We start from the raw sequence: 15,239 nt of genomic DNA, 5'->3' as shown, positions 1-15,239 counted from the left end.
GGGCGGGATCCTCCTCTTTTATCTCTATTATTATGTATTCGCTTTTATCTTGAGCTTTCCTTCAATGAACTTGGAAATTTCAGCGAATTTTTTTTCAGCGTCATAAGACTCTGACATATCAAACCATTCCACATTCATCTTGTTTCGAAACCATGTTAGCTGCCTTTTTGCATATCTGCGGGAATTTTGTTTCAAATTCTCAATTGCCTCATCAAGGGAAACCTTGTCTTCAAAGTAGTCATACAGCTCTTTGTACCCTATTGCCTGGATGGATTGGCACTCTCTCAATCCTTTATCGTAAAAATACTGGACCTCTTCAAGCAGCCCTTGTTCCAACATTAGGTCTACACGCAAGTTGATTCGACGATAAAGCTGCTCTCTCTCCATCATCAGCCCCACCAACGCCGTATCATACAACAGTTCAGGTGACTGTTCTGACTGTAATTCTGCTGCAGTTTTGCCAGTACAATGTACGATCTCAAGTGCTCTGATAACACGGCGCACATTATTGGGGTGGATTCTTGATGCACTCACAGGATCGATCCTATCCAATTTTTCGTGTAAAAAAGCAAGGCCTTTTTCTTCTGCTTCATCTTCCAATTTACGCCGAAACCCAGGATCGGATGGTGCGTCAGTAAAATGATAATCATAAATAGCGGACTGAATATATAAACCGGTGCCGCCAACTATCATCGGCATTTTTCCGCGCGTACTGATTTCATCGATCTTCTCCCTGACCAGGTCTTGGAATTCTGCGGTCGAAAAGCTTTCTTCTGGCTCTTTCACATCGATTAAATGGTGACGAATCCCTTCCATTTCCTCAGGAGTGATTTTAGCGGTGCCAATATCCATTCCTTTATAAATTTGCATGGAGTCGCCACTGATGATTTCACCATTGAAATTTTTCGCAAGTTCAATGCTTAGCTTTGTTTTGCCAACTGCTGTCGGCCCAATTAACACAATCAATTTCTTTTTTTCATCCAAAAAATTTCACACTGCCTTTTCATAGAGGGTGTCAGGTCATTTAACTCTGACATCATGAATTTATTTTACCATTAAATAGAAAGCAGTTGAACATCTATGCATTATACCCCTGTTTTACAAGTATTATTCCCATATATCATTTTTAATAAATTTTTCCTGAACTTTTACAGTTAGATAACGATTGCGTAACATTAGCCCTTTTACCCCCAGAATCATGATAGTTTAATAGAAGTCTATGATGGTTTTATAATTTATAGGGAACTGGGTGAACACAATGTTATCTACTACAGAAATCGGAATTGATTTAGGTACTGCAAATACTCTTGTATATAGTAAAAATAAAGGAGTCGCCCTAAACGAACCTTCAGTTGTGGCGATTGATACTGAAACGAAAAATGTTCTTGCTGTCGGCAAGGAAGCGAAGGAAATGATCGGAAAGACACCTGGTAAAATTGTTGCCATTCGTCCACTAAAGGACGGGGTTATCGCCGATTTTGACGTAACTACCGAAATGCTTAAGCATATCATGAAGAAAGCTGCCAAAAAAGGCGGTTTTTCTCTTCGCAAGCCAGATGTCGTCGTTTGCACGCCTTCTGGATCAACAAGTGTAGAGCGCCGAGCGATTCAGGATGCAGTCAAAAACGCCGGAGCAAAAAAGGTGCATCTTATCGAGGAGCCTGTAGCAGCAGCTATTGGTGCTGGCCTGCCTGTTGATGAACCAGTGGCAAACGTTGTAGTGGATATTGGCGGAGGCACAACCGAGGTTGCAATCATCTCATACGGCGGCGTCGTTGCCTGCCACTCCATCCGAATTGCCGGCGACAGACTGGACGAGGATATCATCCAATATGTACGTAAAGAATACAATGTTCTGATTGGGGAAAGAACAGCTGAGAAAATCAAGATGGAGATTGGTTATGCGCTCGTAGACCATGAGGAATTGGAAATGGATATTCGCGGCCGCGACCTAGTTACAGGACTTCCAAAGACTGTAACACTCAATTCATATGAAATCAGGGATGCCATCAAGGAATCTCTTCTGCACATCATGGAAGCAATCCGTGCCACTTTAGAAGATTGCCCTGCCGAACTGAGCGGAGATATCGTCGACCGCGGCGTAATCCTTTCCGGAGGCGGCGCACTGCTTAACGGTATGCAGGACTGGCTGGGAAGCGAAATGGTAGTTCCTGTCCATATCGCTCCAAACCCGCTTGAATCTGTGGCAATCGGAACAGGCAAAGCATTGCAGTATATCCATAAGCTACAGCCAGCTGTAAGATAAATTACAGCCTAGTAAAAGATCGCTAATTAGTTAGCGGTCTTTTTTTTATGGCTAACTTGCAAATTATTTATCTCTGAGAACCTTAAATTCTTAAAGCGCTATTTGCGGCCTTGTAAGAGCTTTATTGAGTATATAGAATCTTGCTATATGACCTTTTTGGGTCAGGGACTTCTTTTTGGGCACATAGAAGATTTCTATATGACCTTTTTGGGCACATAGAATCTTTCTATATGACCTTTTTAGGTCTGGGACTTCTTTTTGGGCACATAGAATCTTTCTATAAGACCTTTTTGGGTTTGGGACTTCTTTTTGGGCACATAGAATCTTTCTATAAGACCTTTTTTAGGGCTGGGACCTCTTTTTGGGCACATAGAATCTTTCTATAAGACCTTTTTTAGGGCTGGGACCTCTTTTTGGGCACATAGAATCTTTCTATATGACCTTTTTAGGCCAGGGACTGTCTTTTGGTCACATAGAATCTTTCTATATGACCTTTTTAGGTCTGGGACTGCCTTTTGGTCACATAGAATCTTTCTATATGACCTTTTTGGGTTTGGGACTTCTTTTTGTGCACATAGATTTCACTCTATTAAAATCCTGGAAATTATGAGGTTCATTCAATCATTTATATACTTCTCTTGAATGATCTTCAGATGATGAAGTTCATGCCCTGCGATCATATAAGCGATGGATTCTACTGTTACGTCATATCCATTAGCATTGCCTTTATTCTGCAGGGATTTTTGCGGAAGTCCTTTCAACAAACTGATTGTTGATCTTCTGACATTTTGATAGTCTTCGAGAATGTCAGCTATTTTGCGATTGTGAAATGAGGCCTCTTTTACATATACATTTTCGTCGAATCCTTGGAGCGTATTCTTGTCTCCGCGGGCAATGCGCAGGATTCTGTAGTTCATGATCCTTTCAGTATCGGTCAAGTGTCCTAAGACTTCAGATAATGCCCATTTGCCTTCCGCATACCGATAGCCAGATTGCTCTACTGTAACTGTGGAAAATACCTTACTCGTTGTTTCAAGATGTTGGCCAAGAATATCAATTATATCGCCTTCTGGAAGTAATTGTATGTAGCTCCTTGTGTATTCAGGAAACTCTTCAAGATTTGGTCGTTTGTACATTCTTTTCATCCTTTCTTCATTAGTTATATAAATTCGCTGCCATGAAGATTATCCCTTTTAAGATAATAAAAAAGGCACCAAAATTCAGTGCCTTCTGGGTCTATTCTGATTGCTGCTTCCTTAATTTGTTGAAATAAAGGAATACCGGTAAAGGAATAACTATGAATCCGAGACTTTTTATTATTTGATTGATAGCTCTGTCTTTTTGCCGCTTCTCTTCTTCCTGAACATATATGTCATAGCTGCTGCGAATTTCTTCCTCACTCATTTCATTTTTAGAACCTTCCATTTTTCCAGCAACGATCATCTGCTTGTATTCGGTATAACTTTGATAATAACCGCTTGGACTTGCGAGATCAGCTGCGCCCATAAAAATTGAAACTCCGCCTCCAATGACCATCATCAATGTTGCAAATAAAACTAGATAGGTGTATAAATGTCTGACCACTTTTTCTCCCCCTTGCTCTTTATTTTTCACTGCAAAAGCAACAATAAAAACCACAATAACAATAGGCATGATTGATAATAATAACGAAAAAACCACCAATGGATCGCCTCCTTCCTCCAATATTACAAGAATCCGAGGTATTAGCATTTTCAAATCAGTACTTTTTAAAGTTTTACTTTAGTGTAATTTTACACTATTTCTAACCTGAATAAAAGCATTTTTTATCCATGTATTGAAAAATTTTCATAAAGGGCACAAAAAAAACAGTGTATCCTTTTTGGAAACACTGTTTTCTCATATATCACATTACCCTCTTGAACATTTTCTCCATTTCATAAGTTGAATAATGAACAATGATTGGCCGGCCATGCGGGCAGGTAAAAGGATCTGACGAGCGGCGCAGTTCATCTAGCAAGGCCTGAATTTCGTCATTTCGCAAATGATGATTTGCTTTGATGGATGCTTTGCAACTCATCATGATTGCTGCTTCTTCCCTTAGCTTTTTAATATCGACCTTTTTCATTAACAAAAGTTGTTCAATCATATCTTCAATCAGGCCTTTTTCCTCCCCACGAGGGAACCACTGGGGATGAGACCTGACAATGAAACTATTGTAGCCAAATGGCTCGAGAAATACGCCAACTTTCTCAAGTTCATGCTGATACTCATTGATTTTAATGCATTCATCCGCTGAATATTCAAGAGTGATTGGAACAAGCATATCCTGGAGTTCAGTCGCAACTTCGCCTACTTTTTCCCTGAAATACTCATATTTAATTCTTTCCTGGGCAGCATGCTGATCAATGATATACAAACCCCGTTCATTCTGGGCAAAAATATACGTTCCGTGCATCTGGCCGATTGGATATAAAGGTGGTACCCGGGAAGCCTGTTCGAGTGATTGAGATTCCTGTTCTTCAAAGTAGTTCTCTTTTTCAATCACTGTGTTATCAATCTCTTCATATTCATCTTCAACTACTTTAGTATCCATAAAGGATTCCTGGGCTACAAAGGCGTTTTGCCAGTTGGGTTCCTCTTCTTTAGAATGATCCTGCTGGACAGCAGCTTTATACCGCTGGCTCAATTCAGACGGCTTTTCCTCGACGAAAGGTTTGCTGAAACTGGTTGGTTTAGTAGAGTCTGACAGTTTAACCGCCTCGGGCATATGATCCAGTTCCATGTAGGTTTGTTCTGATTTAGGTTTTTCTAGCTTCTGTGCAACAAACCCGGCAGGAATCAGTTCCTTCGTCTTAAATGCTTTCTTGATAACGCTGGACACAAGTTCATTCAGTTCCTGTTCCTTGCTCAATCGGACTTCCATTTTTGAAGGGTGGACATTCACGTCTATGAGCAAGGGGTCCATCTCGATATTCAAAAGGACAACAGGATACCTGCCAATCGGGAGCAAGGTATGATACCCCTCCTGTATGGCCTTTACGAGTGCATAATTTTTTATAAAACGTCCATTGATCATCGTTGAAATATAATTTCTGGATGCCCTTGTAATATCAGGCAAAGAAATATAGCCGCTTATATTGTAATCCAGTGACTCTCCGGAAATGGGAATCATGGATTTTACCATATTGATGCCATAAATAGCGGCGAGCACCTGGCGGACGTCACCATTTCCAGTGGTTTTCAAAAGCTGGCGCCCATTATGGACAAGCCTGAATGAGATATCTGGATTTGCCAGTGCAAGACGGTTCACGACATCGGTGATATTACCTAGCTCTGTATGGATGGTCTTCATATATTTAAGGCGTGCCGGTGTGTTAAAAAACAAGTCCGAGATACTTATATCCGTCCCTTTACGGCTGTCTGCTTTTTCGATTGCTTCGACTTTGCCGCCTTCAATCACCACTTTATTGCCTTCAATTCCAGTCGATGTCTTCATTTCAAGCCTGGAAACTGACGCTATACTTGGCAGGGCTTCTCCCCTGAACCCGAGCGTCCTGATTCGGAATAAATCATTTTCATTCTTGATCTTGCTGGTAGCATGCCTCTGAAAGGCTAAAAGAACATCATCTTCCTGAATGCCATCTCCGTTATCCGTAATCCTGATCCTGGCAAGACCTGCTTCCTCAAGATCAATTTCAATTACAGTACTGTTGGCATCAATGGCGTTCTCAAGCAGCTCCTTTACAACTGAGGCTGGACGTTCCACTACCTCACCGGCCGCGATTTTGTTCGATAAAGCATCGTCGAGCTGCATAATCTTTCCCATTTCATCACCCCCCGCGCTTATTGAATATCATACAGTTCTCATGAATGGCAATACTCTTTATGTTACTTTCGAAGCTTTTTTTGTAATTCATACAGCATATTCATGGCTTGCAATGGTGTCATGTCCAGAATTTCCAGTCCACATAACTGATCTAAAACCTGTTTCTCCTTCTTGCTTGCCCTATTGGTTTTCTGTTGTTCAGGTCCTTCATCAAAAAAAGAAAGTTGTGCTGCTGCCGCGGTTTCCCTGTGTTGCAGAATGCTTTGATTGACTTGCACTGATTCTCGAGCAATATTCTGTCTACTTTTAGCATCCCGCTCATCAAAAGACTGATTGTCGGTCTGCTCGAGGAAATGCAGGATTTCTGCTGCCCGTTCAATTAGTTCTGGCGGCAATTCAGCAAGCTGGGCCACATGGATTCCGTAACTCTTATCAGCTGCCCCTTCCCTTATTTTATGAAGAAAAACGACTTTGCCGTTTTGCTCAACGGCACTGACATGGACATTTTTCAGTTTAGCTAATTCTTTTTCCAGTGAGGTCAATTCATGATAATGGGTGGAGAACAATGTCTTTGCACCAATTTTGTCATGAATATACTCAATCATTGCCTGGGCGAGGGCCATTCCATCATAAGTGGATGTTCCCCTGCCAATCTCATCAAACAAAATCAGGCTATCGCTTGAAGCATTGATAATCGCGTTCCTTGCTTCAAGCATTTCGACCATGAAAGTACTCTGTCCTGAAACAAGGTCGTCGGCTGCTCCAATTCTGGTAAACACCTGGTCAAATATTGGCAGTTCAGCTTTATCTGCAGGTACGAAGCAGCCGATTTGAGCCATAATGGCGGTTAATGCCACCTGGCGCATATAGGTGCTTTTACCCGACATATTTGGACCCGTAATCAGCAGGACTTCGCGTTCACTGTCCATAAAGCAATCATTAGGGACATATTCCTGTGCGTCCATTACCTTTTCGACAACAGGATGGCGCCCATCCTTCAGGACGATTTTTCTGTCAGAGGAGAATACAGGTTTAACGTAATGTCTTTGCTCACTGAGCTCTGCGAACCCAAGAAGGACATCCAGTTCACTTAAAGCCTTTGCGAGACCCTGCAGTCTTGGAATATAGTCTTTGATTGTCTCGCGGATGCCGACAAATAGCTGATACTCAAGCTCGACGCTCTTTTCCTCTGCAGCAAGGATTAATTCTTCCTTTTCCTTGAGTTCAGGAGTAATGAAACGCTCTGCGTTGGAAAGAGTCTGCTTTCTTTCGTACTGTCCTTCCTGCAGCAAATGCAAATTCGCCCTTGTCACTTCGATATAGTAGCCAAATATACGGTTGTATCCAACTTTAAGAGATTTAATGCCTGTTTTTTCACGTTCCTGCCGCTCGAGCATTGCAATCCAAGTCTTGCCATTCCGGCTGGCGTCACGGTACTGGTCCAGCTGCTGGTCATAACCATCACGAATGATGTTCCCTTCTTTAACAGATATAGGAGGATTATCGACAATCGCCTGTTCAAGTAAATCAGCTGCTTCCTCACATGGATCCAGTCGCTCTGCCATCATGGCAGCTTCCTCGTGGGGAAGGTTCTCCAAAATTCCCTTCAGCAACGGTACCTGCAGTAAGGATCTTTTCAGCTGCATCAAGTCCCTGGGATTCAAATTGCCAAAAGCTACACGGCCGGCCAAACGTTCCAGGTCGTAAACATCCTTCAGTTTTTCCCGTAATTCCTGACGTTCAAAGAACTGTCCGACGAAAAGCTGGACTAATTCCTGTCTGCGGCCGATTTCGGACTTGTCTATCAGCGGCCTGTTGATCCACTGCTTGAGCATCCTTCCGCCCATTGCCGTCATTGTTTCATCAAGCAGCCATAAAAGCGTTCCTTTTTTTGCGGTAGATCGGATAGTTTCGGTAAGCTCCAGATTCCTCTTGGAGAAATAATCGATTTTCATATATTGCTGGACTTTGTAGACTGACACCTTTTGCAAGTGGTCAAGGCTTCGCTTCTGGGTACGGTATAGATAATTGAATAATCTTGAAGCAGTGGTGATCAGCTGCTCATTATCCAATTCTGCCAAAAGACCTGAAAAGCTTTCATTAACCACACAGTTATCTTCTATGGAAAAAGCTAAAATCGAGCGTTCTTTAAGTTTTTTCTGGATTTCCGGTGATACACAGCTTTCAATTACTACTTCCTTCGCGCCGGATATTGATAATTCGTTAATCAGCTCTTCCGTACTTCCATTAATCAAGGTTGCTCTGCTCTCACCTGTTGATAGGTCACTGCAGGCAAAACCGAACTGATTTTCTCCGAAAACGGTAACTGTAGCAATGAAATTATTTTCTTTATCGAGAAGCCCTCGCCCCTCCATCACCGTTCCAGGGGTAATCAGCTGGACAACTTCCCGCTTTACAACACCTTTTGCCGTCTTCGGGTCTTCGGTTTGTTCACAAATCGCAACTTTATAGCCTTTATTTATAAGCTGCTCAATATAATTAGGAGCAGAATGGTAAGGCACGCCGCACATCGGAATCCGTTCCTCGCCGCCGCCCTCTCTGCTTGTTAATGTTATTTCCAGCTCCTGCGATGCCTTCAGCGCATCATCAAAGAACATTTCATAAAAATCGCCTAAGCGGAAAAATAAAAAGGCATCCTGGTAATCTGCCTTCACTTGCAGGTATTGCTTGATCATAGGGGTATATGTAGCCATATTCTCCTCCAACATTCACTATTGCTTAATCGTATTTTGGTAAACTTGCTTTTTACTAACATTGCGTCTATACAGCTTTAGGGCAATGCAGCTTTTCAACTTATACTTTTCTCATTCTCGGTCAGCTAAGCATTTTTTTAATTTCGACTCTTACTCTAAATATCTATTATAACTCGACAAAATATAATTTTCGATAGAATCCACTTAAAAACAATTACCAGTCCAAAACTGGACTGGCAATCGTTAATCATATTTCATTTTTTTTAAACCAACCACAAAGAATATCATACTGAAAGCGAGCAGCATCAAGGTGGACTTTATGATTGCCGGGGTGTATAAGCTCCCGCTGACAATCTCACGGAATCCAGTGATCATCCAGCTTTGAGGCACTGCCCTGGCTATTTGCTGCATGAATTCCGGGACGATTTCTAGCGGCCAGTAAACCCCTCCGATCATACATGTACTGACAATCAGCACTGCACTAATCGCACCTGACTGTTGTCTCGTTTTTACAATGCTGGCCATCATCAAACCAAAACCAACAATTGTTATGATCACCAGTCCTGCAAATGGTGCAAAATAAACAAGATTTCCCCAAGAGGAACCATAAATAAGGTTCATCACCACCATAAGAACCAATAATTGAATGGCCCCCATCATGAAATAAGAAATTAAATACCCTCCCATCACCTGCGCTTTTGATAATGGAGAGGTGAGCAGCCGCTGCCACGTACCGCCCATTCTTTCGTCAAGAATGGCCGATGCCGCTCCAGAAATCCCAAACATCATGAACATTATTGTGAAACCAATCGCCATCATGCCAACTGATTCAGAATCTGATTCCTCTTTTTGGGATATTTCCCTGCTGATCCCGATTGGTTCTCTCTCAGCCACTGCGTCCAGAATCCCAAAAGCTGTATCCATTCCTTTAACCGCGCCGATTTCAAATGACTGACTAACGATCCTTCCAATCCCTTCGACATAAGTGCTTAATGCCAGATACTCTTGTGTTTTCCTTTGGACAATGATTTGGAAAATAGGTTTTTCCCGATCGTAATTCGCACTGAATGGTTCTGTCATAACCACAGCAGCGATGGCCTCCAGGTTTTCGACTGAATTTCTTGCTTGATCCTCATCAGCCAGCTGCCATTTGTACTGGCTGTTTGAAGACAATAGCTCTGTTATTGCCTTTGCCCCATCCTCCTTTGGTTCAACCACAATGACAACAGGTTTCTTATTTGAGGAAGAGCCACCAGAGCCAATTCCACCAAAAATCAGACTGAATACTATCGGCATGACAAACATTAAAACAATAGCAGATGGCGTCTTGAACAAAGATTTAAGATGCAGACCGGCAATAGAAATAATCTTAAACATTTATAGCCCTCCCTCTTACAGAAAGAGATACAAATGCAAGCAAAAGTGAAACAATCCCGATCGTGATTAAAATAACTGCTTCCATCAACACTTGCGACAGTTCTGCACCGGTCATTAAATCCAGGAATGTCTGAAGTGCAAGGGCATTAGGGAGGACTTTCACAATGGAATTCATCCATTCAGGAAATAGATATAAAGGCACCATGCTCCCTCCAATGGCCGCCATGATTTGCGTGGCAAGCATGCCGGCAGCATTGAATGTTTTCTCTGTCTTTACGAAGGTACCAAGGAGAACCCCAAGTCCACAGACACTAAAAACAAACGAAAATCCGATAACGAAGACACCGCTCATTGAATTTCCCCAGTTAACACCATAGAGATAGCGTGTTCCGAGAAAAATGATGAAAAATTGAAGAGATGAAATGAACAACAATCCAATAAATTTGCCAATAAGATAATCGCGATTGGTCAATTTAGTAATAAGCAGACGACTGTAAACATCCTGCTCTTTTTCTTCAATCATTGCACTAACCCCTGTTATGACAGTCATTAGCAAAAACATCACCCCCATACCCGCGGCGTAATATTGAAACGAGCCTACTGGCTTCTGTTTCTGTTTTACCGCTACCTCTTCCATGATATTAAAAGAATCACCGACAGAATTAGCTATTCCAGGGGAAGAATTAACACGGCCAGGTTGACCCATAACCTGCATGGCTGCACCATTGACTGCAGATGACTGATTAAATTGAATTACTATACTCTCTATGATTGACGACTGGAGGGAAGCGGACGGAATGGAGACAATTTTCACCTGTGACTCTTCACCTAAAATTATATGATCCGAAAAGTCCTTCGGAAGAATGACTCCCACAGAAAGTTCCTGCTGCTTTAATTGATCTTTCATCTCCTTTTCGCTCATTCCCTCACCATCTATAAGTTCCGGCAGCCCATTCACGAATATTTCTTCTTCCAAAACCTTCCCCAATTCACCGTCGTCAAGATTGACAATTCCTATTTTGAATTTTTTTATCTGAGTTACTTCTTCATCACCCATCATATTGCCAAAAGCTGCACCAAGAATTCCAATTAATAAAATCGGCATGAAAATAAGTGTTAACAACGCCTTCTTATCCCTCGCAATAAGAACCGCATCCTTTAATGCCAGCCACCAAAATCCCACTATGTTTCCCCCCTTAATCCCTTAAGCTTCTTCCAGTAAGGCGGAGGAAGACACTTTCTAGATTAGGCTCAACGATTTCAACAGCTGTAATTTCAAATCCCGCTCCGGTAACTGACTGAATCAATTCGCTGAGAGCTTTTTGCGGCTCCGTATGGAAGATGGCAAGCTCCTTTTGCTGCATGACAAGATCTTCTTCAGGAACTATTGGAACCAGGAACTTTTTTAAGTTTCCGAGTTCGTGCACTTCTGAAAAATTCATTACAATACGAGATCGATCACCGATTGTCTCCCTTAATTCCGAAATGGTTCCAGAGGTAATGAATTCACCGTGATCCATAATGCCAATCTTTTCACAAAGATACTCGACTTCCTCCATATAATGACTGGTATAAATCACTGTCATACCTTCTTTATTCAGCTTTTTTACTGTATCAAGGATGTGGCTGCGAGACTGGGGATCAATACCCACGGTAGGTTCATCCATGATCAATAATTCAGGATTATGTAAAATGGCAGCACCAATATTGACTCTGCGTTTCATTCCACCAGAAAAAGTCTCTACTTTTTCCTTTGCCCGGTCTGCCAAACCGATGATTTCCAACACCTCGTTTATCCTTTTTTGCAGGCTGTTTCCCTTTAAACCATACATCTTCCCCCAAAAGGCCAGGTTTTCTCTTGCACTCATCGTTTGATAAAGAGCGATTTCCTGTGGAACTATTCCCAAAAGACCCTGCCCCTTTTTTGGGTGCCTGACCATATCAATTCCTGCAATCTCAATGTTTCCTGAAGTTGGGGGGAATAAGCCAGATACCATCTGAATCGTGGTTGTCTTACCCGCTCCATTTGGGCCCAGGAGACCAAATGATTCACCCTTATTGACAGAAAAAGAAACATTTTTTACCGCCTCTAAATCTTTAAATCTCTTCGTTACCTGTTTCACCTCAAGAACCTGCACACAAGACACCAACTTTCGGACTATTTTTCTTTTATTATCTCAAAAAAGCAAGTAACATGAAATAATTTCCATAAAAATAAATCAATCCCAAAACTTTTTTTCAATTTTTATGTTATTCTTTGCCATTTGCGTAAAGGCTAAATAAAAAAAGCAAGACAAATTATGTCCTGCTTAAGATTGAAACACATTGTATTTTCTGGCTGTTTCTACCCACTCATAACGCTTATGGGAGCCGAGCTTCTCGCCAATTTTCTGCCTGTGGTTTTCTACAGTTTTGACTGAAATGTCAAGCCTTTCTGCAATATCTTTTTGTGAATATCCTTTAACAGTGAGAACGAAAACCTCTTTTTCCCGTTTCGTTATCGGGAGGTCAATGAGGTTAAAATGGTCTGCTTCCGTATCATCTTCCAAAACATGTGTATCAAAGACCTTCTGATTTGCCATAATCTGATCAAGGGATTGGATGAGGTCATCCCGCTTCAGCTGTTTTATTAAAAAGCCATCAGCACCTGCTTCATATGCTTTTTTCTGATAGCCGATATCATCATGCATAGAGAATATGACAATCTTGGCCTCCGGCAGTAGTTTCCTTAATCTCTCCAGGGTTGTCATTCCATCCAATCCTCCCGGCATTGAAAGATCAAGCATCACTAGGTCTGCTGGAAAATCCTCTGCCGCTTTTACAGCCTCATAGCCATCACAGGCACAGATCCTTCCATCGATGCAAAAAGATTGCTGAAGGAGCATGCTCAAGCCATCCCTTACAATCTCATGGTCATCGATTATCATTAAGTTCACTTTCACTCTCTCCCTCCGCTTTTATCAAAGAGACAAATCCCTCCACTCTTGTCGGTCCGCCATCTTTGCTGAGCCATTTAATATCTCCATCAAGCATTTTGCATCGCTCATACATATGCTTTAAACCAAGCCCTTTCGATTTGTATCGCTCCGATATAAACCCTTTACCATTATCGTATAAATTAAAGAATACATATTGATAATAGTTTTTTAAATGAATGGAGAAATAGGTTGCTTGGCCGTGGCGAACCGCATTAGCGACACTTTCCTGGATAATCCTGAATAAGTGGAGTTCCTTTTCGGAATCAAGCTTTTGGTCTTTGTCCAGCTCCATTTCCAAAAATATCTCAATCTGGTATAGCTTCCTCCAGTCTTTCACCGCTTGACGAAGGGACTTTTCAAGACCTATATCATAAACAAGCTCAGGCCGCAGACTTTTCGTCAGCTGTTTTATGTTATTTAGCGTTTTTTCCATGACCTTAACCATATTGGAAAGGTGATGCTGATATTTCTCGTCAGTGATGGTCTGCTTAATGACCTCTAATCCAAGAAAAATACTGTAGACACTTTGCCCGATATGATCATGCAGTTCCCTGGCAATCCTTTTCCGTTCAGCCTCCTGCGCGAGCAGTGTCTCCTGCACGAGTAGCTCGTGGAACCGAGCCCTTTCACTATTTTCGTTCTGAATAGGCTGGCGAATCCTCAGTACATAATATACTTCATTGGCAACCTTTATTTTCTTTAGGGACATTTCAAACTCTTCAAGCCCTTCATATACTGCCATATGGGAATGAAAGAAAGGTATCGGCTCATCTGTCGTCAAAATGCAGCGGTTCTCATCCTCATCCACTTCTCGTTCCTGACAATACGTACAGTATGGAACCTTCTCGCCTAGCTTCCAGCCCGTCATATTGGTTGCCTTCTCATTGAGGTAGTGAATTGTCCGTACCGTGTCCATTACAATCATGCCTTCAGGAAGGTGATCTACAATGTCGGCCAAAAATTCTGTTTGCATTAACATAACTATCCCTCGCTACCGCGGTCTCTTTACAACTACATTGTAACCTCTGTTTTTGCCCTTTAAAGGATATGTTTATTAACATTGAGTGACATCTTCTTAGAACATTATAAAAATAAAAAGACCCAAGAAGGGTCCGGATTCAACGGCATATTTTTTTTTGATATTTATTGTGATGATCAGTTTCACCTATATAGTCGAAGCCATAATCAAGATAAAATTGGTTCAGTTTGCTGTTATTAGATACACAATCTAATTTTAGAAAGGATTTCTCTGTGTATATACTTTTTTCAATCCAAGCCAGTAACTCCCTTCCCAGTCCTCTTCCAATCAACTCAGGGGCTATGGCAAATCTGTGCAAATAGAGCGAATCGTGAGCAGCTTCTTCACCAAATATATGTATGTCCCATTCGCTCTGATCTCCCGAAAGCGTGAAGGTGGCAACCAACTCATCACCGTCCATAACGATATATGTTTCGTTCCTCTTTACTGCTTCTAAAATTTCATCATCGTCACCCCCACTTAGCAGAAATCGCCATTGATTGATCCCATTACCTTTCAGCCATTTAGCAACTCGTTTTAAAAAATGGACCACCTTTTGCCCATCATTGTTTTCAGCGAGTTTAATTACAGATCCATTTAGCAAATAATCACCCTGCTCTCAATTGTTTACTATAGGGTTTCGGGAAGTTTGCCTTTTTTCCTTCAAAAAAAACAGACTGAATACAGTCTGTTCCAACTAAATAGATTATTTTAGAGATTTAAGGACTTCCTCAATATCCTCTTGGACCATTTCGGATGCTTGCGCCATAGTCCTGACATCCTTTGATGCCCAGTAATCATAGAGGCGTGCCAAATCATTCCGATTGTAAACCTGATTACCAAAATGGCTGTAAAAATAAGCAACAAGAAGGTTTACAACATTATCTGGAAGCTTGTTCCTTGTTGAGATCGATCGAAGCGCAATATTCTCCAGGCCACGGATATTATTATCTGTGATTTTTTCAACCACCTCGATGGGTTCGGCAGTTTCACAGAAAGTAAGAAATTCTGGTTCAGTTATTTGTTTAGTCATAGAAAATCTCCTGCTTCATTATTTCAGATTGATTCGAGTGCATTT

The 15,239-nt window shown here is 41.6% G+C and carries 13 protein-coding genes; 1 reads left to right on the top strand and 12 read right to left on the bottom strand.

Features of this window, described 5'->3' with window-relative positions:
- Positions 1-30: 30 nt before the first annotated feature.
- Positions 31-984, bottom strand: a complete 954-nt coding sequence (gene miaA / locus B5X77_RS13645) for a tRNA (adenosine(37)-N6)-dimethylallyltransferase MiaA (protein WP_079508532.1) — start codon at positions 982-984, stop codon at positions 31-33.
- A gap of 274 nt (positions 985-1,258) precedes the next feature.
- Here miaA and mreBH point away from each other — a divergent pair, with 274 nt between their 5' ends.
- Positions 1,259-2,266, top strand: coding sequence for a rod-share determining protein MreBH (gene mreBH / locus B5X77_RS13640; protein WP_079508531.1), 1,008 nt, complete (start codon positions 1,259-1,261; stop codon positions 2,264-2,266).
- A gap of 617 nt (positions 2,267-2,883) precedes the next feature.
- Here mreBH and B5X77_RS13635 read toward each other — a convergent pair.
- The 11 genes from B5X77_RS13635 to B5X77_RS13585 form a co-directional block, all read right to left on the bottom strand.
- The gene (locus tag B5X77_RS13635) at positions 2,884-3,402 is read right to left on the bottom strand and encodes a DinB family protein (protein ID WP_079508530.1); all 519 of its coding nucleotides are present in this window, start codon (positions 3,400-3,402) and stop codon (positions 2,884-2,886) included.
- A 100-nt stretch (positions 3,403-3,502) separates the two neighbouring features.
- Positions 3,503-3,946 carry a hypothetical protein gene (locus B5X77_RS13630; protein ID WP_257391886.1) on the bottom strand — a complete coding sequence of 148 codons (444 nt, stop codon included), beginning with the start codon at positions 3,944-3,946 and terminating at the stop codon, positions 3,503-3,505.
- A gap of 205 nt (positions 3,947-4,151) precedes the next feature.
- Positions 4,152-6,074: a DNA mismatch repair endonuclease MutL gene (mutL, locus tag B5X77_RS13625; protein ID WP_079508528.1), complete on the bottom strand. Its 1,923-nt coding sequence runs from the start codon at positions 6,072-6,074 to the stop codon at positions 4,152-4,154.
- Between the two features lie 62 nt (positions 6,075-6,136).
- Positions 6,137-8,788 carry a DNA mismatch repair protein MutS gene (mutS, locus tag B5X77_RS13620; protein ID WP_079508527.1) on the bottom strand — a complete coding sequence of 884 codons (2,652 nt, stop codon included), beginning with the start codon at positions 8,786-8,788 and terminating at the stop codon, positions 6,137-6,139.
- Positions 8,789-9,031: 243 nt separating this feature from the next.
- Positions 9,032-10,165: an ABC transporter permease gene (locus tag B5X77_RS13615; RefSeq protein ID WP_079508526.1), complete on the bottom strand. Its 1,134-nt coding sequence runs from the start codon at positions 10,163-10,165 to the stop codon at positions 9,032-9,034.
- Entirely contained in the window at positions 10,158-11,348 is a 1,191-nt protein-coding gene (locus B5X77_RS13610; protein WP_079508525.1) for an ABC transporter permease, read from the bottom strand. The genes B5X77_RS13615 and B5X77_RS13610 overlap by 8 nt, the downstream gene beginning before the upstream one ends.
- Before the next feature lie 13 nt (positions 11,349-11,361).
- On the bottom strand, positions 11,362-12,288 hold the full coding sequence (locus B5X77_RS13605) for an ABC transporter ATP-binding protein (RefSeq protein ID WP_257391808.1): 927 nt from the start codon (positions 12,286-12,288) through the stop codon (positions 11,362-11,364).
- A gap of 186 nt (positions 12,289-12,474) precedes the next feature.
- On the bottom strand, positions 12,475-13,092 hold the full coding sequence (locus B5X77_RS13600) for a response regulator transcription factor (RefSeq protein ID WP_257391885.1): 618 nt from the start codon (positions 13,090-13,092) through the stop codon (positions 12,475-12,477).
- Positions 13,079-14,122, bottom strand: a complete 1,044-nt coding sequence (locus tag B5X77_RS13595; protein ID WP_079508522.1) for a sensor histidine kinase — start codon at positions 14,120-14,122, stop codon at positions 13,079-13,081. Before B5X77_RS13595 ends, B5X77_RS13600 begins: the two co-directional genes overlap by 14 nt.
- 139 nt (positions 14,123-14,261) lie before the next feature.
- Positions 14,262-14,765 (bottom strand): GNAT family N-acetyltransferase, encoded by a 504-nt coding sequence (locus B5X77_RS13590; protein ID WP_079508521.1) that lies wholly within the window; start codon positions 14,763-14,765, stop codon positions 14,262-14,264.
- Positions 14,766-14,867: 102 nt separating this feature from the next.
- The gene (locus tag B5X77_RS13585; protein WP_079508520.1) at positions 14,868-15,194 is read right to left on the bottom strand and encodes a hypothetical protein; all 327 of its coding nucleotides are present in this window, start codon (positions 15,192-15,194) and stop codon (positions 14,868-14,870) included.
- Positions 15,195-15,239 lie beyond the last annotated feature (45 nt).

Origin of the sequence: Mesobacillus jeotgali, from assembly GCF_900166585.1 — a bacterium.
In the GTDB taxonomy this organism is placed as follows: Bacteria; Bacillota; Bacilli; order Bacillales; family Cytobacillaceae; genus Mesobacillus; species Mesobacillus jeotgali_A.
Note: the sequence above shows the minus strand (reverse complement) of the source record. Positions and strands in the feature narration are given on the sequence as shown.

Coding starts and splice junctions, on each gene's coding strand:
- B5X77_RS13595 (WP_079508522.1), bottom strand. CDS start 14,122: ATGTTAATGCAAACAGAATTTTTGGCCGACATTGTAGATCACCTTCCT.
- mutL (WP_079508528.1), bottom strand. CDS start 6,074: ATGGGAAAGATTATGCAGCTCGACGATGCTTTATCGAACAAAATCGCG.
- B5X77_RS13635 (WP_079508530.1), bottom strand. CDS start 3,402: ATGTACAAACGACCAAATCTTGAAGAGTTTCCTGAATACACAAGGAGC.
- mutS (WP_079508527.1), bottom strand. CDS start 8,788: ATGGCTACATATACCCCTATGATCAAGCAATACCTGCAAGTGAAGGCA.
- B5X77_RS13585 (WP_079508520.1), bottom strand. CDS start 15,194: ATGACTAAACAAATAACTGAACCAGAATTTCTTACTTTCTGTGAAACT.
- B5X77_RS13615 (WP_079508526.1), bottom strand. CDS start 10,165: ATGTTTAAGATTATTTCTATTGCCGGTCTGCATCTTAAATCTTTGTTC.
- mreBH (WP_079508531.1), top strand. CDS start 1,259: ATGTTATCTACTACAGAAATCGGAATTGATTTAGGTACTGCAAATACT.
- B5X77_RS13600 (WP_257391885.1), bottom strand. CDS start 13,092: ATGATAATCGATGACCATGAGATTGTAAGGGATGGCTTGAGCATGCTC.